Below are 21,976 nucleotides of genomic sequence, written 5' to 3'. Positions count from 1 at the left end.
CCCCCTTACCCCCCACGATCATTTCGGCTGGTTTCATTTTCAATTGAGCCAGCGGGCGAGCTGCGAGCACGTCGGCACGTGCAGGGTCGTGCCCCGACCCGACCGGGCCAACCTTCCCGGAACGAGGATCAGCGCGCGGCGCAGCCACGGCGTTCGCCAGCTCGCCAGGTGCGGAACGTGCTCCAGCACATAGCGGCGCATCAGGTTGGCCGTCAGCAGCTTCAGCAGCAGCGCGGCATGATTGGCGTTGAAGCAGTGGCTCGGCACGCGACCGCATCCCCACCCGTGCTTGAGCTCGCCAATGAGCGGCTCGATGCCCGCGCGCAGGTCATACCGCGCCGCGACGTCTTCCGGCGCTTCGACCGGCTCGTTGGTCAAAAAGACCTGCACCGTGTAGTCGAGCCCCTCCCAAAGGTTGATCTGCTTGCCATTCTCCCGGTCGCGTGTGCGTACGGCGATGACGCGGACCCCATCGGGCCAATCGCGGCGCCGGAAGAGCACCTCGGTCACCTGCCGTCGAGGACGACCGTCGGCATCTCGGTCGATGGTCCGCCATCCGGTGGCGTACGCGATCCTGCCCACCAGATCGGGGCTCATCCGCGCCTTGGTCAGGAAAAAGCATCCCTTCGCAGCAACGGCGTGCATCAAGGCGCTGCAATCCCCAGCGCCATCGATCCGTACGTAGATGGCTGCACTCGGAGCTGCGGCGCGCGCGCGATCAATGCACTTCTCGACGAAGGGCACATCGGCTTCGCCGAAGCTCGTGTCGCCCGGTCGCAGCTTGGCCCCGACGATGGCGTCAACCTCGGCGATCCGCGCCAGGATCGGATGATAGCTCGGCCGGCCGTGGTAGCGCGGGTTCGGGCCCGGCCGCGCCCCCTCCTGCATTCCGAAGAGCGGCTCCACGGTGGTGTCGACGTCGATATGCACGAATCGGTGCTTTCGGCGAGCAACCAGGGCAAGCCCGTGATCGACGACCATGCTGTGCAGCGCCTCGAGCGCATCGTCGTCGAAGCGGCACAGGTCCCGGTAGACGGTGTCGATGCTCGGGACGACCCCGCCGGCGAGGCGTACGAAGAGCGGATCGACGGCGAGCGCCTCGATGCCGAAGACGCGCTCCTCGCCGGCGAGCGCGCCGTCCATCAGCAGGCGCATCTGCGCGGCCATCGGGTAGATAACCGAGCGACCCGACTTCAGCCGGAAGAACCTGCGGCTCAAGGCCGCGTCGACGCCAAGCTCCCGGATGAAGGCGCCGAATGGGGCAAGCCCTGCGATGCCCGTCAGATTCTTCTCCGTGGGCGCGATGTGAATCATGGCAGGGTTTGGCCGCCGGATTCGCTCCTGGTGCCGCCCGTCGCCTTTCCTCTTGAACCCGAGTTCGCGCCGGCGCACCTTGGAGGTGCTCGGCGTGTGCCTTCGTTTGGTCATAGCAACCCGGACGGGTCGCCACGCCGAGCCTTTCTTTCAAGGCGTTCCTTTTACAGCGCCGGATTTCTCACGCCCCGGATCGGATTTCTGGGCGCGAAATCCACGCTGAGTGCCACCCCTCTCCGGAGGTCGACCATACCTCGTCGAACACGGTGTCCTTCCCGTGCTTCCCATGACTGGAGGCCAGATGCGCTCCCTGCGACTTCGCCAGGTTATCCTGCAATATCGCGTTCACGGCGCGCCGCGCGGACTCGTTGGCAGCCTCCGGCGTCGCCGTCCGCGTGCATGTCTGCATGTAATCCCCTACGAACACCAACTTGTGCCGGTGAATTACATCGGTGGCGCTGCGACCCGGCCGCGGCGCGCCGGGCCGGCGGCTCCACTCGCCCTTCTGCGGGATGGCGTACATGGCATCGCACCGCACGATCGGCCCGGCGTCCACGGCGTCAGCGCTTGGTCCCGCCCCGGTCTCCCTGATAGACCCCTTGTAGACGACGTTGTCATCGATGTGGTACCAGCGCGGCCGGAGCGGAGGAGCTCCCTCGGGGAGCCTCGTCCGGAGGTGAGGCTCGATACGCCTCCAGACCTCCTCGGCCAGCTCGCGGCGCGTGCACTGCCAGGCGCTGCGGTCTGCGAGCGGCCCCTGCCCCGCCGGCGTATCCCACGCGAGGATATCAACGCTGACCATTCCATTGAATCCGTTGCACGTCACGCGCGGCGGATAGTGCCAGAGTTTGTCGCTCGTCACGACCGTCAGAGACCAACCGGAATCGCGCACACAGAAGTACGCAGGTTCGATCCTCGCTCGCTCGTCGGTGACGAAGAAGTACTGGATGCCCGCCAGCGGCTTGAGGCGCCCGGCCGGCGGCGGGTCGTCCGCGTCCGCGTCGACCCACTCCGAGAGCTGGGCGGGGACATCGCCGTCGAGCTTCCATGTGAGCTGGCGCGTGGTCAGTATGCCGGTCGCGACAACATAATAATCGGCCGCGCTGCACACCTCTTGTCCGTCGGCCTCCCCGTCCTCGCAGAGCGGCTGGTAGTGCGCGACGACCTCTCCCCTTGCCGATTCGAGACGAGTGAGTTTTCCGTGTGTGAATTTGACGTTGAGACTCTTCAAGTACTCTTGCCACGGTGCGAGCCAGGCTTCGGTCGTCGGTGCGTTGAACGCCTGGTACGGCTTCGGCGTGGGGCGGATGGATGTCGTGAGCACCTGCAAGAACACATTGGCACACGTCCGCGCATCGCCCGCATCGGCGCTCATTCCGGTCACAATTCTGCAGAGCAGGGAGAGGTCGCTCCGAAACACGTCAGAGTACCGATAGCGGGGGATGCGAAGGAGGTTGTCACGCCCTTCGAGGTACTCCCAGAACGACAAGCTCGCGAGCTCCGCTTCACGCCGCTCCGGGCAGATCGTCGCGTACCGCAGCAGTCGGAGCAGCAGTTGCGCGAAGCTGCCAGGATCGTCACGCAGGCGCGCGAAGAAGGCCGCTGGTGTCCGGAGGTCGATCGCCTGGCCTTGCTGTCGAGCGGCGCTCCCCCCCCAGTCCGCGTCACCCCTGCCGAAGAGCGGATTCAAATTGTCGAGCACGACCCGTTCGCCGGCGGCGACGGCTGCGTCCGAAGGCCCCACGAAGATGCGGCGTAGCGTGTTGGTGAGGTGCCGGTCATAGGGCGCGACAGCGAATGGCCGATGTTCACCAGGCAGCATCGTCGGCAGAAGATGGAGCTGCGTTCTCCGCGTCGAGGCCTCGGAATTCAGCCCGCCCTGGGAGGGGTCCAGCGGCTCTCCCCGCAGCCATTCCTGGACGGCCCCCGCGAGCGTGACGTCGCTCGGATCGTGGCACTCGAACGGCCACATGAACCAGCGTGGCCATCGATGGTTAGCTGTCATGACCCTGTAAGCAGCGACCAGCGCATCGACCTTCTCGGCCCCTGCCGGCGTCAATGTCTTCTCGCTGGCATAGAACTCGATATCCGTGGGCAAACTCTGTTCGACATCGACGTAAACCACAAAATGACTTTCCGGCGGCGGAGTGAGGGGATGCACATTGACACTGCGCAAGATGACCAGCTCGCGATGAGGCTCGGTGCTCACGAGGCGCGCCCTCCCGCGCAAGCGATCCTCAATGAGGCGCACGCCCCACTCGGCCCTCTTCATACTGTCGGCGTCCGCATGCAGAACAGATGCGTCCACATGAACGATCACCCAAGGCGATCGCGTATAATTTTCTGTAACGCGATCGAGTATGCGCCCGATCATCTCGACGCTTCGCTCGCCGTCGCTGGACAGACGCGGCATCATGGGCCGCGAGTCGATAAATGTGATAGCTATCGGGAACACGTGCCCAAAGCGCACCTGGACGCCCAGGCATCCCTCTGCCTCTTCTCCTGTCCGTGCAAGGACGCCCTCCGCTTGCTTCTCCGTTGCATCTGCGGCCGCTGCGCGCGTTCCCCCTTCGCATTTGACATCAATGCGATGAAGCACATTGATCCCTGTCGCAGGATGGAGCATCTCCGCTGCGCGGGCTTCCGTCCGGGCAGACTCTCTCACCGGACCTTTGGCTCTCCCGCGCTCGTGCGCGCGTGCTTCATTCTCGAGCGCAGCACCCAGTTCATATTTCAATGCATCTTCGACCTGCTTGCTCCAGATGGCCAGGAGCCTCTCCAGTTTGGCCACTTCGGCTGAGTTCGCCGGATTCTCGGAGCCTTGGACTCCGGAGATCTCCACGCAGTACCAGGCTCGATTCGCCCTGGTCTCTGCGTCGCTTCGCCTCGGAGCGCAGCACGCTCGAATTTCGTCCACGATCCCCTTCAGCATCTTCGCCTTGTCGGCGGGAAGCCGCGCGCTTTCACTGGCCAACTCATCCTCGGGACGCTTGAACGGGATTAGAATCGGTAGCTGACGAGTGGACGCTTTCCCCGCCCAACCCAGCGCAGAGGAAGGCACCTCCGCGGTGGCGGTGGGGAGCGACGGTTCCCAGGAGTCCGGGTCGGAGAACGGGTCGGCCAGCACATACTGCGTCCGGACTTTGCCGCCCAATGCGAGCGAGCGCTTCACGCGCCCGCGATTCTTGAGGTCCGGGGCCAAGGCCGTCGCCATTTCGATCACCTCGACATCGAACCCGCGCACCGCGAGCTCGTGCGCGGCGGTGAGCCCGGCGATGCTGGCCCCGAAGACAGTCACCTTGGGCATGCCTTTTCTATCTGCCACGTCACCCTCCTCGCTCCCCGAACCTCACGCCTCTTCATCCCCCGCGAGCAGCGCCTGGAACCGCTCCAGTAGCCGCGGGAACGACGGACACCGCACAGCGCCGTGCACGTACGTCGATAACCCGGAGAGGACCTCCACCAGGCTGTCGACCGGCGCCACCGCCTCCACCTCGTCGGCGAGCACCGCGTCCGCGAGCGACCGCCGCGCCTCGAGCACGTCCCGGATGGCCCGCCGGCTCGCCGTGATCGACGCGTCCGCGCCCGCGTCGTCCTCCGGGCTTAGCCGCCGCACGCGCGCCGCCGCGCCCTCGAAGACCGCCGCGAAGATCTCCCCGTCCACCTCGATCCGCACCGTCCTCCCGGCGAGCCGCGCGCACATCCGGGCGTACGCCTCTGGCAATTCCCTGGCGAGCGTCGCGAGCGACTCGTCGAGCAGCGCCGCCACGGAGCCCCTAGTCGCGGATGAACTCGAAGACACCGGGGCCCTCCATCTCGACGCGCGCGCCGCGGACGCGGCCCTCCACGGTGACCCGGCCGCTCACCTCGTTGAGCGTGATCACCCCTTCCAGATCGTGCTCGCTCGGCATCACCACCTGGGCGACGTCCTCCGACTCGAAGCGCACCCGCAGGTCGTCGCCGTCGCCGCGCGCGCGCACCTCCATGCGCCGCGGCACGTCGCTCGCCGTGCCGGGCGACAGCATCGCCATGACGCGCGGGATCTTGAGCGGCCTCGTGAGATCGAAGCAGCCGTCGTGCGTCACGCTCATCTCGTCGTCGCGGAAGATCCGGAACGGGTGCGCGCCCCGCCAGAGGAACAGCCCCTGATAACGCGCCACCGAGCGGCCGCGGTCCGCCATCCGCACGTGGACGAGGCTCCACTCGTTGCCAGCGTCCCACGGCAGCGCCGAGCCCCACTCCCACGAGAAATCGTCGCCCCAGAGGAAATGGCCCCAGTTGTGATCGTGGTACGCGGGCGCGGCCTCGATGCGCTCGGCGCGGCCGCCGACCGAGATGGTGCCGCGCGCCACGAGGCGGGGCACGAACGCCCACGAGAGGTACCGGTCCCGCGAGAGCGGCTGATTCGACGAGAGCGCGGGGAAGGTCGTCGGCACGAGCTCGAGCTCGGCCGCGATCGGGCGGCCGCGCAGCGCGATCGAGAGCAGGTACCGCCCGCGATCAAAGCCCATCGCGTTGCGGCCGAAGCGCGCGCTCATGCCGCCAGGGATCACGTCGACCTCGGCCTCCTCGAAGCGGTCCATGTCGCCGTCCCAGCCGGCCCCGACGCGCGCGAGCACGATGAGCCGCGCTGTCTCGGCGCGCCTCGCGTCGCGGGCCCAGCGATCGTCGATGAGGTTGAAGTTCACGAGCAGGTGAGCCGCCTCGGTGTGGACAAGGAAGTGCTGCCACTCCTTGTGATCCGCTCTGCCGGTGAGCCGCGATGGCGAGCGCCGGAAGTAGTCGATCCCGGGCAGCGCGGCCGTGATCTCCGGCGACGGCGCGGGGAAGGGCGGCGCGGAGATCACCGGAGCAGATCCCGGAGCTTCGCCGCCTGGACCGCGGGCTCCTGCGCCCCCGCGGCGTCGCGCCGCGCGGCCTCGGCGTGCGCGGCGCGCAGCGGCTCGATCTCGGCCATCAGCGCGCGGCGGAGGGAGATCGCGCCGAGCACCAGGTAGAGGAGCTGATCGCCAGCGCCGCGGCGGTCGCGCGCCGACGTGACACGCTGGGCGCCGTCCGACGGCGGCAGGCCGCGCGCCTCGGGCGCGTCCGTGGGCGGCTCGGGCGCGTCCGCTGGCAGCTCGGGCGCGTCCGCCGGCAGCTCGGGCGCGTCCGCCGGCGGCTCGGGCGCGTCCGCCGGCGGCTCGGGCGTCGGCGGCGTCCCGGGGAGGAACGCGTCGAGCCTGCGGCCCACCGAGATGGCGCCCAGGAGCAGGTGCAGGAGCACATTGCGGTTCGCGAACTCGTCGCGGACGCTATCGAGCAGGGGCACGGCCGCCCTCCCCGGGTGCGTCCCGCAGCGCGCTCAGCAGGCTGTCGAGATCGGCCGACTTCGCGGCGCGGAGCAGCGCTTCCAGGTACGCCGAGGGGACGATGGTCTCTGGATCTTCTTCCAGCAGGTTGAGCGACACCGCGTCCCACACGCGCCGGCCGTGGCGGAGCAGATCCGAGGACCCGAGCGCCGCCGTCCACGCGGCGCCCTCGGGGGTCGCCGCGAACCGCCTCCCCTCGGCGATGAGGGTAGAAAAGGCGGCCTGCGCCGCGACCGGGTGCCGGAGCAGGAGGAGCTGCGCCCGGCGCAAGACATCGACGATCTCGCCCTCGCGCGGATCGGCCGTGGCCCCCTCGGGCGGAGCGGCCCCGCCGGCGCTGTCCGGCCCTCGCGCGGAAGCGCGCATGGCCGGCGCGACCAGGCGCTCGATAAGGAGGTCCTGGATGCGCCGCATCTCTTCATAGATGAGCGCCTGGATGCGGATCCAATCGAACATCGAGGGCAACGGTGGCAGTCCCGGCGCAGGCGCGACCCACCATGGACTGCCGGCGGCGCCCGGCGACGGCGCGCCGCCGTCCTGCGCCACCTCGGGGCCCGCGGCAGGCTCACCGCCCGACGACCCCGGCGGCGTGGCGTCGCGGGGAGCTCCCGGAAGCGGTCCTCCCGGAAATAGCGCTCCAGGAAGCGGCCCTCCCGCAAACGGCACTCCCGGCAGCGGCCCTCCCGCAAACGGCACTCCCGGCAGCGGCCCTCCCGCAAACGGCACTCCCGGCAGCGGCCCTCCCGCAAACGGCACTCCCGGCAGCGGCCCTCCCGCGAGCGGTGCTCCCGCAAACGGCGATCCCAGGAACGGCTGCGCCACGCTGGCGCGATAGGCCTCCGCGAACATCCGAAAGATCTCTTCCATCACTCACCTGACGCGATCGAGCACATACGAGACCAGAGCCTCCAGGAGATCGCGGTGCGCAGACGGCAGCAGCCATCCTTTGCAGGCGTCGAGCGCGCGCTGGGCCTCTTCCACCCAGGCGCGCGCCACCGCCCGCGCGTGCTCGATGCTGTCGTATCGAGCGATCAGCTCCTGCAGAAAGCGTACCTGCTCGGTGGTCTTCACGGCGTCGCCCCCGCGGTGCGCCTCTGCCAGCGCGGCGCGCAGCTGATCGCGCCCGGCCGGGGTCAGCTCTCCTCGATCGACCAGCCGCGCGAGGGTCGCGTCGATCGCCGGAGGCACCGCCGGCTCCCCCTCCACGCCGCGCGGGCGGGCCAGCGACAGGATCCGCGCCGCCTCGGCGCGCTCCTCCGGCGTCGCGCGGCGCATCATGTGGAGCAGCATCAGCGTCCGCTTGCCTTCCCAGAGGTCGCCGCCGATCTCCTTGCCGTACTCGCCCACGTCGCCGGCCAGGTTCAGGACGTCGTCCTGGATCTGGAACGCGACGCCCAGCCTGCGCGCGAACTCGGCGATCCGCTCGGTGCGCTCGGGATCGAGGCGCGCCGCGATCGCGCCGAGCACGACGGGCGTGATGAAGCTGTACCAGCAGGTCTTCTGCTCCACCATGTGGATGTAATCGTCGTCCGAGAGGTCCCAGACCTCCCGGCGCACCCAGTCGAGCTCGAGGGCCTGCCCCTCCACCGACTCGCGCGTCATCCTCGCCACCGCCTGGAGGATGCGCAGCGAGGGGCCCAGCCCGATGACGCCGACGTTGTCGAGCAGCGGCTGGAGCGAGAGCGCGAGCATGGCGTCGCCCACGTTCACCGCGATGGGCACGCCGTGGGCGCGGTGAAGCGTCATGCCGCCGCGGCGCATCAGCGACTCGTCCTCGATGTCGTCGTGGATGAGGAAGGCGTTGTGGTAGAGCTCGAGCACGGCGGCCGAGCGCACGACCGCCTCCAGCTTGCCGCCGAGCGCGCGGCACGTCGCGATGCAGAGCGCCGGCCTGAGCCCTTTGGCTTCCCGGAGGGGGTAGTCGAGCATCAGCTCGTACAGCGCCCCGCCGGAGCGCCGGTCTGCCGGGATGATGCGCCGGATCTCCGCGGCCGCGAGCGCGCGGCACTCCTCCAGATAGTGAATCAGCTCTGCCGGTGTCATCGCCGGGATGGGTCGCTCTGCGAGAGGCGCGGGCCCGATTCCTGGAGGTGGGGTCGAACGGCCACGACGGGCATGATGGTCACAAATTTCACTCGTGATCGGAATCGCGAAGGGAGACTCCGGCGAGGATCCTTGCGCCGTGGCGCCGTTATTTCGATTTCCTCGTGTCGTCGCCGGGACCACGGGCGGGGTGCTCTTCCAGTCCGAGCTCGCGCAGGCGCCTCCGCAGACCTCTCTCGGAGACCTCGAGCCATTCCACCATCCGGTCCACGTCGCCGGAGCACGTCGCGTGGGCGCGGGAGATGTCCTCGGCCGACAGGGACCCGGCCGTGCGGAAGCGCGCGTTGCCCTGGATGACGGCGTACAGCGACGCGCGCGAGATGCGGAGCAGGCTGGCTGCAGCGGCGAGGTCCCAGCGGCTCGCGCGCAGGGCCTCCGAGACCTCGTCCTCGCTCAGCTCGGCCGGCTTGCGGCGCCCTTCGGGGTGCGCTGCGTCGAGCGGCGACGAGGCGTCGCGCGGCGCGGGCGCCGGGGGCGCGCTGCTTCCTGCGGCGAGCCTCGGCTGGGCCGGAGCAGCAGGATCGCCCTCCGGGGGGCTGGAGATCGGCGCGGCTACCCCGGCCGGCAGGCTCGTTCCGGACGCGGCTACCCCGCCGGCCGGCGGGCCCGTTCCAGACGCGGCTCCGACGGCCACCGGGCCCGCTCCAGACGCGGCTCCGACGGCCGGGCTCGCGTGCATACCGTGCAGGAGCCTCACGACGCTGGGAACGAACTCGACCCGGCTCCGGCCGCGATTGCCGATGACGAGCTGCCGCGCGACGTTGCGGAGCTGCCGGACGTTCCCCGGCCAGTCGTAGTTGACCAGGCGGGCGACCAGCGAGGCGGGGAGCCAGAGCTCCCCCTGCTCCGGAGCCGAGCGGAGGCGGTGCGCGTCGCCGAGGTGTGCGAGCTCCTGCTCGCAGAAGTGCAGCAGGAGAGGTCCGATATCGTCACGGCGCTCGCGCAGGGCAGGCACCCAGAGTTCGTAGGCAGCCAGGCGGTGGAGCAGCGGCGCGCGAAAGCTGCCCTCGGTGATCTTCATGTCGAGATCGGCGTCCGTGGCGGCGAGCAGGCGCGCGTCGATCTTCTGCGGGCGCTCCGCCCCCACCGGCTGGATCTCGCCTGTCTCCAGCGCGCGGAGCAGCGCGACCTGGATCTCCTGAGGCGCCTCACCGACCTCGTCGAGGAACAGCGTCCCGCCGTGCGCCTGCGCGAAGAAGCCGGCGTGACGCCGCACGGCCCCGGTGAACGCGCCGCGGTCGGCGCCGAAGAGCTCCGAGACCGCGAGCGTGCCGGGGATGGCGGCGAGGTTCACGGCGACGAAGGGCCCGGCGCGGCGCAGGCTCGCGCCGTGGATGGCGCGGGCGACGAGCTCCTTCCCGGTCCCGGTCTCCCCGCGGATGAGCACCGGGACGTCGAGATCGGAGACGCGGCGGATGTCCTGGCGCAGCCGCTGCATGGCGGCGCTCTCGCCGAGGAGATCGGCGCGCACCGGATCGTCGCCCAGGGTGACGAACGTGGTGCCGGTCGCGATCGCGGCCCGGGTGAGGTGCAAGAGGAGGACGACCCTGCCAGCGAGCTCCAGCACGACGCCGCGCTGGAGGTCGTGGGCGGAGAGCTCGATCGCGCCCCGCAGCGGCTCACCCCCGACCGCGACGTGCGTGCGGCAGTCGCCGCGATCGAGCCGCACGCCGCTCCCGTTCGCCGTCAGGAGGAGCGGGCCGCGGCTCAGGTTCCGGTCAGCGAGCGGCTCGGCGTCCGGCTGGCTCCGCGAGGAGAACGCGGGGCTGACGCGCGAGAGCAGCACCGGCTCGCCCGCGGCGAGCTCGTGCAGCACCGCGTAGGCGCCGATACGCTCGATCAGCGGGTGGTAGGCGATCGTCAGCGCCGGGACCAGGACCGGCTGGACGAGCCCTTCGTCGACGGCTTGCGATCCACGCCAGGTGTCGAGCGCAGCCGCGGCGACAGCGACGGTGCGCGCGGGATCGGTCTCGGGATCAGGGGCCGTGCGATGCGCCATCGAGCCAACCGCGGAGTGTAGGGCGGTTCGCCGCCCGTCCGCAACAGCGGGTAGCCGGACGGCCTTGGGAGACCGTGAGAGCAGGGCACAACGGCGGAGCGCACCGCCGCGCGGCGGAGCAACGGCCCGTCGCCGACGCGTCGGTTGCGGGCCGACGCGTCGATGACACGTCGGCGCGTCAACGCGAGGGCCAGCCCTCCCGGCGATCTGCCCCCTGCCGTGCCGCCGACACGTCAGCTCCCGGCTGACGTGTCAGTGACGTTCCGCCGAGAGGGCTCCGGGCAATGCCCCCCGGCCGCTGCCCGACGCCGGGAGGCGACTTCGCCCCCCAGCGACGAGGCACGCTCCTTGCCATTACGAGAGGATGAGCACCGCGCCGCTGAGCGACGGCGGGCCGCGTCGGATGGCGTCGAGCAGAGCCGAGCGGCAGCGCTTCGCGAGGAACGAGCTCTCGTTCGAGAGAGCGAACACGACGCCGGTTTCCCGCTCGACGCCGAACGGCACCCTCAGAAATCCACAAGAACTCGCCCACACCCCGGAGTGAAACATGCTCAGACATCCTCGATGGGCCGCCGCGTTCGTCGCGCTCGCTTCAGCGCGACCCGCCTTGGCAGCGGACCCCCCGGCGCCCACGATTGAATCATTGTCTCAGAAAATACTCAACAACTCGGAGAAGGCCATACTGCAGGCGGAGGCGGGGCGCCTCGAAGAAGCGAAGAAGACGACGGACGAGCTCGACGCGGACGCGAAGACCCTCGCCGCCACGCCGGCAGCAAGCGAGGAGGAAGCCCGCAAAAAAGACGTCGCGGAGGTGACGAAATCAACGGCAGACAAGGCCGTGACCGCCAAAGTAGATGCCGTGTGCGGAGGCGGCGCCCGGTTTCACCCGTGCTTGTACGTGGGGGTCTTCGTGGCCAGCGGCTCGCTCACGACGGTGTCGCCGGGGGCCTACCACGCAGGGCAGACGAGCCACGCGCTCGTATCGGCCGCGATCCCCGCGGCGGGGATCCGTCTCCCGATGGACACGAAGGGGCGCCTCTCGGGCGAGCTCGGCCTCCTCTCGATGCTCGTCTCCAAAGATCTGGCCGCGAGCGAGCGAAACGGTTGCCGGGTCGCGAACGGCGACTTCGAGAAGAGGCTCCCCTGCGAGGCCGACGCCACGATCTCTCCCGCGTTCGGCGCGTACCTGGGCGTCACCCTCGGCACCGGCGACATCGGCCTCCTCACCCTGATGGGCATGGGCGGCGCCGCGACCACCTCGCTCGACAGGTCGCTCCACCCCTACGTGGGATTGGCAGTCGGGCTCGTCAACCTCAGCAAGACATTCAATCTGTAGCGCCGAAGGAGCACTCATGAGACGCTTCGCAATGCGCCTCGTGGCGGCCCTCGCCACGTTCGCCGGACTCGCCGCCGCGACCCCTGCGTGCGACCAGCCGAGCGGCTGCGACGATGCCAAGAGCGAGATAGAGACGACCCTGAAGGACGTCTGCAAGGACCCTGCATATCAGAACACGCCGTTTTGCACCTGCTGCGTGAGCAACGATTTCTACTCGGTCGACAACGAATGCGGCTGCCGCGGGCTCAACTTCGACGCCGAGGCCTGCTACTTCCGAACGGCGGACGAAGCTCGTCCGGCGGCGCGGCAGGCCATCGAGTTCGCGAACAGCATCTGCGAGGAGCGCACGCCGACGTTCCTGAACAGGAACGGCGAGAGCCAGCAGTGCGGCGCGAGCCGCGCAGCGTCATCGTCGTCTCAAGCGTCGAGCTCTAGCGCCGGGGGCGCCGGGGGCGCCGGAGGCGCGGGCGGCTCGACCACGGGCGGCGGCGGCGAAGGAGGCAAAGGCGCCGGAGGCAAGGACGGCGAGTAGCCGCTCCCCGCCGTCTGCGCGCTGGGCGCTCGCCGGAAGGCCGACGAACGCCCGCGCTGGCGGCGGGCCGCCGCATGCGGAATGTCGCCGGCTCACCGCGGCGACGCACACCCGCCGGGAGGGCATATGGCCGCCGACGTGACCATGGGCGGGACAGGGCTGATCGAGGGCAGGCTCCGCGCCTCTTCGGTCGACCGCCGCGCCGCGCGCGCGACCGAGCCATCGATGGTTTGCTCTGCCCCATCGCTCGACGGCATCATGCAGCGTTACGCGGCGGGCGAGGCGAGCGCCTTCGGCGAGCTCTACCGGACCCTCGCCCCACGACTGCACCGCTTCTGCCTGCGCCTCACGCGGAGCCGCAGCGACGCGGACGATCTCTTCCAGGACGCGTTCCTCCGGCTCCACCGCGCGCGCGCCTCCTACGTTCCCGGCGGGCCGGCGCTCCACTGGGCCTTCGCGATCGCGCGCTCCGCGCACCTGGACCGCGCCCGCCACCGCCAGAGACGTCGAGAGGACCTGCACGGCCCCGACAGCGGGCCCACCACGCTCCGCTCCTTGCCGAGCCGCGACGGCTCGCCGGAGGACGACGCGTGCACGCGCGACATGGCGCTGGTGATCGATCGCGAGATCGCTCGGATGTCCGAGAAGACCCGGAGCGCCTACGTCATCTTGAGGGAGGAGGGGCTCAGCGTCGCCGAGGCGGCGAGCGTGCTCGGCACGACGTGTGACGTCGTCAAGCAACGCGCCCATCGCGCGTACGAGCAGATCAGAGCTGCCCTGCGCGGCGCCGGGTGGGACGAAGACACGCTGTGACCGAGGAGCACGCGGAGGGTGACGACGACCCTCGGGGGTGCAGCACCAAGCAGGGCGCGGCGCCGATGGCGCGTCACCGACGCGTCAGCCGCCGGCCGACGCGTCAGAGTGGAGCGCCCGCGGAGCGGGTCCTCCGTGCTTGCGCTCATTCGTCGACCCACGCACGGCGGCGTAGGCAGGGACGTACCGCGCCGCGGCATCGAGCGCGCAGGCACCACGCTGCGTCGCGGTCGCAGGTACGGGTCCTGCTTGCTCGGTTCGTTCACCCCACGTTGACGACCGGCGCGCCACCCTGGGATGGCTCAGGCCATGGAGACGAGATCTGAACCATGAGCGAATCAGGCTGGAGGCCCTCGACGTTCGATGGTCGTGACATCCCGTTCCGCGCGCCGCCGCGGGCAGCTGAAGATCAGCGACCTGTCTCTGGCGAACGCCTCGCGGAGGACGGCAGCTTCACGAACCTCCCCTTCCGGCATCGTCTATCGTGTCCCCGCTCAGGCGCTCGCGTGGCTGACCGTGGGCAAGGAAGAGAGGCTTCACTCGACCTTGAACATCGCGCAGTATGGCGCGATCGCGGCGCTGCCAGGCGATCTGGACGGGGAAGCGGGCGAGGTTGCGATGTCGTACTCGGTCAAGCTCGCACCGTCGTCGGGCGCCCTGCTCAGCATGTCATCGTCGAGCTCACCGGTGGACGCGGCTGCAGTGGAGTCGTTCGGCGGGAGCGTGACGAGGGCGATCGACGCCGCGAAGACGCGCAAGGACGCGGTCGACAATGCCGGGATCGACGCGCTGGAGAAGGAAAAGAAGCGCCTCGAGTTGCTCCGCGACATCGGCAACCTGCAAAAGGAGCTGAACGGGCCTTCCATTCAGTGAGCGGCGCGGCCGGCCTGGCGCCCGCCGGTCTCCGCAGGAATACGACTCCTGGCCCTGACGTGTTCAGCCTGAGGTGATCTACCACATGAGTCCTCACCTGAGACAAAAAAGAAGCCCAATCCTGGCCGCGCTCGCGCTGACCTCGCTCAGCACCAGCTGCGGCCTCCCGACGGACCCGTCCGGGTACATGTCCCCGGCAATGGACACGTCGTTCAGCGGGCCGCTCGGAATTTCAGGGATCGCCATCTCGGATAGCCAGCGGTCGGCTGGCACCGGGCTGGCAGCGGCGACCGAAGATTGCGCTCCCGTTGGCAGTGGAAGCGGCATGTTCGAGCTGAGCTTGGAGAGCTCAGGAAGAGCGGCATTCCACTCAGACATCGATCCACAATTTGACGCCTGCGTAGCCGCTCGAGTTGGAGATTACGCGCTACCACCGGCCCTAGTTCGCGGCTACATCCGGTGGCACCGCCCAAGCGACCTGCCGAGGATGAAATATCCTTTACCCAAGGCATCATCGCGGGCTACATTGAGGACATCCGATGCCCCCGCCCAGTCGTTGAAGCTGGCCTCGGAGAGGATCGCCGACAGGCTTGCTCGCGCCGGGTACACGCGAACCTACTGGTTCGGCCTTCTGGATGGATTCGCCATCGTCACGCCGCCAGAGAAGATCGGAGCGAACAACAAGCCGCTGTACCCGGAGCCGGAGCGACGATTCTCGACCGACTTCGACACCACTCCAGACGCCATCTGGGACATCGTCGTACACCGGCTGAGGCGAACGTTCATCAACGACAGCACCCGGTACCGAATGTTCATATTCACGTGCACGAGCGGATCCATCAAGGACAGCGACCGAGTCGGCACCCTTGAGACGTTCATTGCGCCGGAAGCGGGAGACACGTCGTCCTCCATTCCTCTCGGCATCCCGGATACGCTGCCATCCCGCCAATACGCCGTTCGCGCACTTGCATATGTATTCGAGCGCCCAGAGAAGGGCGCGGAGGCGACGTTGGTCCAGAGCGGAGTCAGCGCCTCCGAGCACCTCTCAGCGGCACAGATCAGCATCACGCCATAGCGAGGCACAGCATGGACACAAAGCCACTCCTCGACTGCCAGCGCGCCTTGGCGCTACTTTGGATGGGGTTCTTCGCCGCCATATTGATCGTCGTGATAGCGCAGACGAGCTTCGGCAATGTCTTCATGACCGCGAAGGGAGAGGACTTGCAGAAGAGCGTCTGGCAGTGGATGTTGCCAGCGACGACGCCGACATTGATCCTGGTGATGGGCGTGCTCGTGAACTGCGAGCTCGTCGCCGCTGCCAGACAAGAGGCACAGCGTCGGCGGGTGTCGAAATTCTTCTTCCACCTCACGCTGGGAGCCTCGGCGTTCTATCTGACGATCGTGCTGCTCCTGCCCATCGGCGCCCCTCACAAGGGGAATGCCGCCGAGGCCGTCGACATGCTTCTTCAATCCAATGTCTACATGACTCCGATTCAAGGTCTGATCAGCGCCGCCCTCGGAGTCTTCTTCTTGTCGCCCAAAGAATGACGCGCGCGGGCGGGCCAGCACCGGCGATCTCGGGCGCATCGCCGTCGTGACGGGGATGCCCGCGGCGGCCGCCTGCGGCTCCACGCCCCGCTACAGCTTCCCGAGCGACGCGCGCACGTGCCCGATGAACACCTTGATCTTCGGTATCTCCGACAGCGCCCCCGGGACGCTGAGCCGCACGGGCCGCTCCTGCCCCACCACGTCGGGCAAGACCGGCACGAGCACGTCCGGCCCCACGTCGGGGTCGGGCACGAGCGCGTCGGGGACGAGGCCGATGCCCAGGCCGGAGATGCAGCAGTGCCGGATGAAGTGGATGTCCGTCGCGATGAGGGCCGGCTGGACGGTGAAGGGCGCGCCCCGCCATGTCCTCCAGGTGCGCGCGTCCTCGCCCGGGGCCTGCCACGCGAACAGCTCATGGTGCTTCAGATCGTCGATCGTCCGTGGCGTGCCGCGCTTCTCCAGGTACGCGCGGCTGGCGATGAGCCACTCGCGGACGCGCAGGACGACGTGCGATATCCAGTGTCCGCTCGGCGCGTCCTCGCCGAAGTGGACGGCGATGTCGATGTCCGTGAGCGCCTCCCCCAGCGGATCGTTGCTGAAGCGGCAGTGGACGTGGAGCCTCGGATACGCGCTCCGGACGGCGGCGAAGAGCGGCGTCATCATGTGCGGCGGCAGCCCCACGGGCAGGATGACCCGCAGGGTGCCCGAGGGCGCGTCGCCCACCTCCCGGATCGAGGCGAGGAGCGCGGCGGCCTCCTGCACCATGCCGCGCCCCTTCCGGGCGAGCACCTGCCCGGCCTCGGTCGGCACGACGCCGTTCCGCACGCTCTCGAGCAGGAGGACGCCGGCGCGCGCCTCCAGCGACGCGACCTGACGCCGGAGCGTCGTGCGCGACGAGCCGAGCGCGCGGGCCGCGCCCAGGAAGGAACCGGCCTCGACCACGGCGAGGAAGGCGCGAAGCTCTTCGAGGTCCATACACCCTGCCACTGTCCGCATTCTAGCCAGGGGTGACCGTCTTCGGCCATCCACATGCGGCGCCGCTCGATAGTGTCGCGGAAGGAGGAGACAAGTCGATGGCACGAGACGATTCGCACGCGCTCACGCGCACAGCCTCGCTCGCGGCGCTAACCCTCTCCCTCGCGGCGCTCGCAGGCTGCGGCGGAGGCGAGGAGACGAGCACGACGAGCACGACGCCGCAGACGACGTCCACATACGAGGACCCCCCCGAGCTCCAGCCGGGCGCGGATGGAGCTTACGAGCTGCGTTTCGGCCCGAGCGAGGTCGAGATCGACGGGCGGCGGTTCTGTCTCCGCGCGTACAACGGAATGACGAGCGGCCCCACGATCCGCATTCCGAAGGGCGAGGATCGCAAGGTCCACGTGAACCTGCATAACGACTTCACGAAGAGCGACTTCCGCGAGATCGCGAGCATGATGGGCCATGGCAGCAGGTCGTGCCACGACTTCAACCTGACGAACTTGCACGGCCACGGCCTGCACGTGCAGCCCAACTTCGCGACGGACGATCCCGCGGACCCGTGCGAGGGGGACGGCTGCGCGCCCGAAGGGAGGTATTTCGGCGACCACGTGCTGCACGAGGTGGGGCCGGGAGAGAGCGCCCGGTACCGCTGGGACCTGGACGAGGACGGGATCCACCACGAGGGCACGGACTGGTACCACCCTCACATCCACGGCTCCACGGCCATCCAGGTCATGGATGGGGCCGCCGGGGCGCTCCTCATCGAGGGCGCGCTCGACGAGCTGCCCGGCATCGCCAAGGCCAGAGAGCGGGTGATGGTCATGACGCAGGTGCCCATCGATCACGAGAACACGGTGCCCTTGAAGGAGGGAGAGGAGTGCACCGAGGACAACCTGTCGGTGACCGACTTCCTCGCCGTCGAGTCGCTCCGGGCCACGCTGATCAACGGCAAGCTCAGGCCGCGGCTCACGACGCCCCCCGGGCAGGTGGAGCGCTGGCGCATGGTCTACGCGGGCAGCCCGGACGAGATGGGGATGAAGCTCCACGTCGCGAAGGACGATTCGTGCTCCGACTTCGACAAGACGCCCATCGAGACCACGCAGATCGCGCGCGACGGGCTGACGCTCCCGCAGTTCTACAGGAGCGACACGGTGTGGGTCTCTCCCGGGTACCGCGCCGACGTGATGGTGAAGATGCCTGAAGGCAAGCAGACGCTCTGCCTCGTCGGGCGCCGGCCGAACGATCTCCTGGGGAGCGTGATCGCGATCGTCGACGTGGACCCGGGCGCGGGCGAGCCCACCGAGGTGAACCTGCCCGCGGAGGCGGACGTGGCCGCGCTCGCGCCGCCCACCTCGTGGACGGGCACGGTCGACGGCGAGCAGATGGAGGTGAGCTGCGATTCGCTCGAGAGCGTGCACCAGAAGGTGGTGCTCCTCGTGCCCACGCCGGGGAGCAAGCCGCCCGATCTCAGCAGCGATGTGGCGCTCATGTCATGTGACCCGGGAGAGCACCCGCACGAGGTCGATCCGGACGCCCCTGTGTGCATCTGCCCGGATCCGAACATCAGCTGCCGCAAGTTCGACGAGCGGCGCGCCCGCGGCTACCGGAGCGATCGCGTCATGACCGCCGGGAGCCCGGAGCGCTGGGAGATCCGCGCGTTCGACGGGCACCCGTTCCATATTCACATCAACCCGTTCCTCGTGTGCCCCAACAAATCGAACAAGGAGCCCAACTTCGCCCACTGGCGGGACACGATGTGGGTCCAGGCCGAAGACGGGCCGCGCGACGTGATCATGAACCCCCGGAGGTTCACGGGACAGTTCGTGCTGCACTGCCACAAGCTGAACCACGAGGACGAAGGGATGATGGAGCTCGTCGAGATCTGCAACCCGGGAGATGAGGAGTGCCTGTGCCAGGGGACGGACGAGAGCGGCGCGTGCATCTCCCAGGCGGGGTGTCAGCCGGACGATCTCGCGTGCCAGTTCGCAAAGACGGCGACGGACGCGTACCCGGCGCCGCCGCCGCCGAACCCGGAGCTCTGCGGGCCGTGAGCTCCCCTCGCGGTCGCTGACTCGCCGGGTGGCACTCACGTTGCCTGACGCCGCGGGCGAGGTGAGAGCACGATGGGAATGGACGGAGGCAGGCGGCCAGAGGTCGTGGTGATCACGGGGGCGTCGGCGGGCGTCGGGCGCGCCACGGTGAGGCGGTTCGCGCGCGAAGGCGCGCGCATCGGCCTCGTCGCGCGCGGGCTCGACGGGCTCGAGGGGGCGCGGCGCGAGGCAGAGGACGCCGGGGCGAGCGCGCTCGTCCTGCCGACCGACGTCGCCGATTTCGCGCAGGTCGAGGCCGCGGCCGCGGCCGTCGAGGAGCGCTTCGGCCCGATCGACGCCTGGATCAACGTCGCGATGACGTCGGTCTTCTCGCCGGTGAAGGAGACGCGACCGGAGGAGTACGAGCGCGTCATGAAGGTCAACTACCTCGGCTATGTGCACGGGACGCTCGCGGCGCTCTCGCGCATGCTCCCCCGCGATCACGGCGCGATCGTCCAGGCGAGCTCCGCGCTCGCTCACCGGAGCATCCCGCTCCAGTCGGCCTACTGCGCGTCCAAGCACGCGATCGTGGGCTTCACCGAGTCGCTGCGCAGCGAGCTGTTCCACGACAGGAGCCGCGTGCGCGTGAGCATGGTGCACCTGCCCGCGATGAACACGCCGCAGTTCCTCTGGTCGAAGTCGCGCCTCCCCTACAAGCCACAGCCGGTCCCGCCGATCTTTCAGCCCGAGGTGGCCGCCGACGCGCTCTACTGGGCCGCGCACCACGACCGCCGCGACGTCATGGTCGGCCTCCCGACGGTCAAGGCGATCTGGGGAAACCGCGTGATCCCCGGGCTGCTCGATCGATGGCTCGCCCGGGTCGGGTACACGCGGCAGCTGACCGACGAGCCCGCCGATCCCGATCGCCCCGACGACCTGTGGGCGCCCGTGCAGGGCGATTTCGGCGCCCACGGCCCGTTCGACCGGCGCTCGAAGCCCTCGAGCCCGGAGCTCTGGCTCGACCTGCATCGCGGGTCGCTCGGCGCCTTCGCGCTGTGCGCGGCGGCCGTGGTCGGGTTCGGCGCGCGCAGGGCCGCCGCGCGGCGCGCGAGCCCATGGCGGCGCCTCCTCACGTAAGTCCTCACGTAAGCAAAGCGCCGCCCTGCCTGCCCGCGCCCTGCCCGCGCCCGCGCGCATAGCGCACGCTCGCACGCGCAGCCGCGGCACGCAGCGCGCGGCGCGGCGAGGCGGCACGTTTGTCGCACGCCGCGCTGGGTCGAGCTCACGTACGAGCTCGCAGCGAGGGAATCATGGCCCAGACCGTCGGCGAGTTCCTGCTGAGACGCCTCGTCGCGTGGGGCGTCCGGCGCGTCTATGCCTATCCGGGCGACGGCATCAACGGGATCGTCGGGGCGTTCCACCGCGTTCCGGACCTCCGGTTCATCCAGGTGCGGCACGAGGAGATGGCCGCGTTCATGGCGTGCGCCCACGCGAAGTTCGCGGGCGAGGTCGGCGTGTGCCTGGCGACCTCGGGGCCCGGCGCGATCCACCTCCTGAACGGGCTCTACGACGCGAAGCTCGACCATCAGCCGGTCGTGGCCATCGTCGGCCAGCAGGACCGCGCCGCGCTCGGCGGGCACTACCAGCAGGAGGTCGACCTCGTGACGCTCTTCAAGGACGTCGCGCACGAGTACGTGCAGATGGCGTCCTCTCCCGCGCAGATCCGCCACCTCATCGACCGCGCGATGCGCATCGCCAGGGCGGAGCGCACCGTCACGTGCGTCATCGTCCCGAAGGACGTCCAGGAGCTCGACGCCGTCGAGCAGCCTCCGCACGCGCACGGGACCGTGCACTCCGGCATCGGCTACGCCTCGCCGCGCGTCGTGCCGAAGGAGGAGGACCTGCGGCGCGCGGCCGACGTGCTCAACGCCGGCAAGCGGGTCGCGATGCTGATCGGCCAGGGCGCGCTCGGGGCCGCGCCGGAGGTCACGCGCGCCGCCGAGATCCTCGGGTGCGGCGTCGCGAAGGCGCTGCTCGGCAAGGCGGCGCTCCCCGACGACCTGCCCTGGGTCACCGGCGCGATCGGCCTGCTCGGCACCAAGCCGAGCTGGGAGATGATGGCCAACTGCGACACGCTCTTCATGGTCGGCTCGAACTTCCCCTACCCGGAGTTCCTGCCGGAGGAGGGGAAGGCGCGGGGCGTCCAGATCGACATCGACGGCCGGATGCTCGGCCTGCGCTACCCGATGGAGGTCAACCTGATCGGCGACTGCGCCGAGACGCTGCGGGCGCTCATCCCCTACCTCAAGCTCAAGACCGACCGCTCGTGGCGGCGCAAGCTCGAGGAGAGCGTCGCCGACTGGTGGAAGGTGCTCGAGGCGCGGGCGATGAACGACGCCAATCCGCTGAACCCGCAGCGCGTCTACTGGGAGCTGTCGCCGCGGCTGCCCGACGGCTGCATCCTGACCGCCGACTCCGGCTCCTCGGCGAACTGGTACGCGCGCGACATCAAGGTCCGGGCGGGGATGATGGCCTCGCTCTCGGGCACGCTGGCGACGATGGGACCCGCGATGCCGTACGCGGTCGCGGCGAAGTTCGCCTTCCCCGACCGCCCGGTCGTCGCGATGGTCGGCGACGGCGCGATGCAGATGAACGGCATCAACACGCTCATCACCGTCGCGAAGTACTGGCGCGAGTGGAAGGACCCGCGCCTCGTCGTGCTGGTGCTCAACAACCGCGACCTGAACCAGGTCACCTGGGAGCTGCGCGCCATGAGCGGCGACCCCAAGCTGGAGGCGTCCCAGACGCTGCCCGACTTCCCGTACGCGGCCTACGCCGAGGCGCTCGGGCTCCGCGGCGTGCGGATCGACCGCCCGGACCAGGTCGCGCGCACCTGGGACGAGGCCTTCCGGGTCGACCGGCCGGTGGTCGTGGAGGCGATCACCGACCCGGAGGTCCCGCCGCTGCCGCCGCACATCACCGTGAAGCAGGCCGCGATGCTCACGTCGGCGCTGCTCCGCGGCGACCCGGGCGGGCGCGGGATCGTCCGCCAGGCGTACCGCGACATGATCGAGAGCTGGATCCCGCACCGGGGCTGAC

General features: G+C 69.5%; 19 protein-coding genes. 9 read left to right on the top strand and 10 right to left on the bottom strand.

Translation table 11 applies throughout. The features are described from left to right. Positions 1-39: 39 nt before the first annotated feature. From WMF14_RS12130 to WMF14_RS12090, 9 genes are all read right to left on the bottom strand, one after another. Positions 40-1,428 (bottom strand): IS1380 family transposase, encoded by a 1,389-nt coding sequence (locus WMF14_RS12130; protein ID WP_437789980.1) that lies wholly within the window; start codon positions 1,426-1,428, stop codon positions 40-42. Positions 1,429-1,495: 67 nt separating this feature from the next. After that, positions 1,496-4,639 (bottom strand): hypothetical protein, encoded by a 3,144-nt coding sequence (locus WMF14_RS12125; protein WP_437801028.1) that lies wholly within the window; start codon positions 4,637-4,639, stop codon positions 1,496-1,498. Between the two features lie 24 nt (positions 4,640-4,663). Continuing rightward, positions 4,664-5,083: a sterol-binding-like protein gene (locus tag WMF14_RS12120; protein ID WP_437801026.1), complete on the bottom strand. Its 420-nt coding sequence runs from the start codon at positions 5,081-5,083 to the stop codon at positions 4,664-4,666. A 7-nt stretch (positions 5,084-5,090) separates the two neighbouring features. Further along, on the bottom strand, positions 5,091-6,161 hold the full coding sequence (locus WMF14_RS12115; RefSeq protein ID WP_437801024.1) for a hypothetical protein: 1,071 nt from the start codon (positions 6,159-6,161) through the stop codon (positions 5,091-5,093). Continuing rightward, positions 6,158-6,625 (bottom strand): hypothetical protein, encoded by a 468-nt coding sequence (locus WMF14_RS12110; RefSeq protein WP_437801023.1) that lies wholly within the window; start codon positions 6,623-6,625, stop codon positions 6,158-6,160. The genes WMF14_RS12115 and WMF14_RS12110 overlap by 4 nt, the downstream gene beginning before the upstream one ends. Continuing rightward, positions 6,609-7,121: a hypothetical protein gene (locus WMF14_RS12105; protein WP_437801021.1), complete on the bottom strand. Its 513-nt coding sequence runs from the start codon at positions 7,119-7,121 to the stop codon at positions 6,609-6,611. The genes WMF14_RS12110 and WMF14_RS12105 overlap by 17 nt, the downstream gene beginning before the upstream one ends. A 414-nt stretch (positions 7,122-7,535) precedes the next feature. After that, positions 7,536-8,708 (bottom strand): polyprenyl synthetase family protein, encoded by a 1,173-nt coding sequence (locus WMF14_RS12100; RefSeq protein WP_437801019.1) that lies wholly within the window; start codon positions 8,706-8,708, stop codon positions 7,536-7,538. A gap of 148 nt (positions 8,709-8,856) precedes the next feature. Continuing rightward, positions 8,857-10,767, bottom strand: a complete 1,911-nt coding sequence (locus WMF14_RS12095; RefSeq protein WP_437801017.1) for a sigma 54-interacting transcriptional regulator — start codon at positions 10,765-10,767, stop codon at positions 8,857-8,859. Between the two features lie 354 nt (positions 10,768-11,121). Then, positions 11,122-11,316, bottom strand: coding sequence for a hypothetical protein (locus tag WMF14_RS12090; protein ID WP_437801015.1), 195 nt, complete (start codon positions 11,314-11,316; stop codon positions 11,122-11,124). A 94-nt stretch (positions 11,317-11,410) separates the two neighbouring features. Between WMF14_RS12090 and WMF14_RS12085 the strand changes: the two genes are divergently transcribed. The 6 genes from WMF14_RS12085 (at position 11,411) to WMF14_RS12060 (ending at position 15,869) form a co-directional block, all read left to right on the top strand. Beyond that, the gene (locus WMF14_RS12085) at positions 11,411-12,103 is read left to right on the top strand and encodes a hypothetical protein (RefSeq protein ID WP_437801013.1); all 693 of its coding nucleotides are present in this window, start codon (positions 11,411-11,413) and stop codon (positions 12,101-12,103) included. Between the two features lie 16 nt (positions 12,104-12,119). Beyond that, positions 12,120-12,635: a hypothetical protein gene (locus WMF14_RS12080; protein ID WP_437801011.1), complete on the top strand. Its 516-nt coding sequence runs from the start codon at positions 12,120-12,122 to the stop codon at positions 12,633-12,635. Between the two features lie 126 nt (positions 12,636-12,761). Beyond that, entirely contained in the window at positions 12,762-13,448 is a 687-nt protein-coding gene (locus WMF14_RS12075) for an RNA polymerase sigma factor (RefSeq protein WP_437801009.1), read from the top strand. A 369-nt stretch (positions 13,449-13,817) separates the two neighbouring features. Further along, complete coding sequence (locus WMF14_RS12070) at positions 13,818-14,321, top strand: hypothetical protein (RefSeq protein WP_437801007.1); 504 nt, start codon at positions 13,818-13,820, stop codon at positions 14,319-14,321. A gap of 199 nt (positions 14,322-14,520) precedes the next feature. Continuing rightward, entirely contained in the window at positions 14,521-15,396 is an 876-nt protein-coding gene (locus tag WMF14_RS12065) for a hypothetical protein (RefSeq protein WP_437801005.1), read from the top strand. An 11-nt stretch (positions 15,397-15,407) separates the two neighbouring features. Further along, complete coding sequence (locus WMF14_RS12060; protein WP_437801003.1) at positions 15,408-15,869, top strand: hypothetical protein; 462 nt, start codon at positions 15,408-15,410, stop codon at positions 15,867-15,869. 90 nt (positions 15,870-15,959) lie between these two features. On the opposite strand, the gene WMF14_RS12055 is transcribed toward WMF14_RS12060, so the two are convergent. After that, complete coding sequence (locus WMF14_RS12055; protein WP_437801001.1) at positions 15,960-16,844, bottom strand: LysR family transcriptional regulator; 885 nt, start codon at positions 16,842-16,844, stop codon at positions 15,960-15,962. Between the two features lie 98 nt (positions 16,845-16,942). On the opposite strand from WMF14_RS12055, the gene WMF14_RS12050 reads away from it, so the two are divergent. The 3 genes from WMF14_RS12050 to WMF14_RS12040 all read left to right on the top strand — a co-directional run bounded on the left by WMF14_RS12050 (position 16,943) and on the right by WMF14_RS12040 (position 21,975). Further along, positions 16,943-18,898, top strand: coding sequence for a multicopper oxidase family protein (locus WMF14_RS12050; protein WP_437800999.1), 1,956 nt, complete (start codon positions 16,943-16,945; stop codon positions 18,896-18,898). 78 nt (positions 18,899-18,976) lie between these two features. Next, on the top strand, positions 18,977-20,014 hold the full coding sequence (locus WMF14_RS12045; RefSeq protein WP_437804189.1) for an SDR family oxidoreductase: 1,038 nt from the start codon (positions 18,977-18,979) through the stop codon (positions 20,012-20,014). 173 nt (positions 20,015-20,187) lie between these two features. After that, the gene (locus tag WMF14_RS12040) at positions 20,188-21,975 is read left to right on the top strand and encodes a thiamine pyrophosphate-requiring protein (protein WP_437800997.1); all 1,788 of its coding nucleotides are present in this window, start codon (positions 20,188-20,190) and stop codon (positions 21,973-21,975) included. Position 21,976: the final 1 nt, after the last annotated feature.

The sequence above is a fragment of the Sorangium sp. So ce693 genome (assembly GCF_051521375.1).
Classification (GTDB): Bacteria; Myxococcota_A; Polyangia; order Polyangiales; family Polyangiaceae; genus Sorangium; species Sorangium atrum.
The sequence above is the reverse complement of the archived record's forward strand: the minus strand, read 5'-3'. Positions and strand labels throughout refer to the sequence as shown.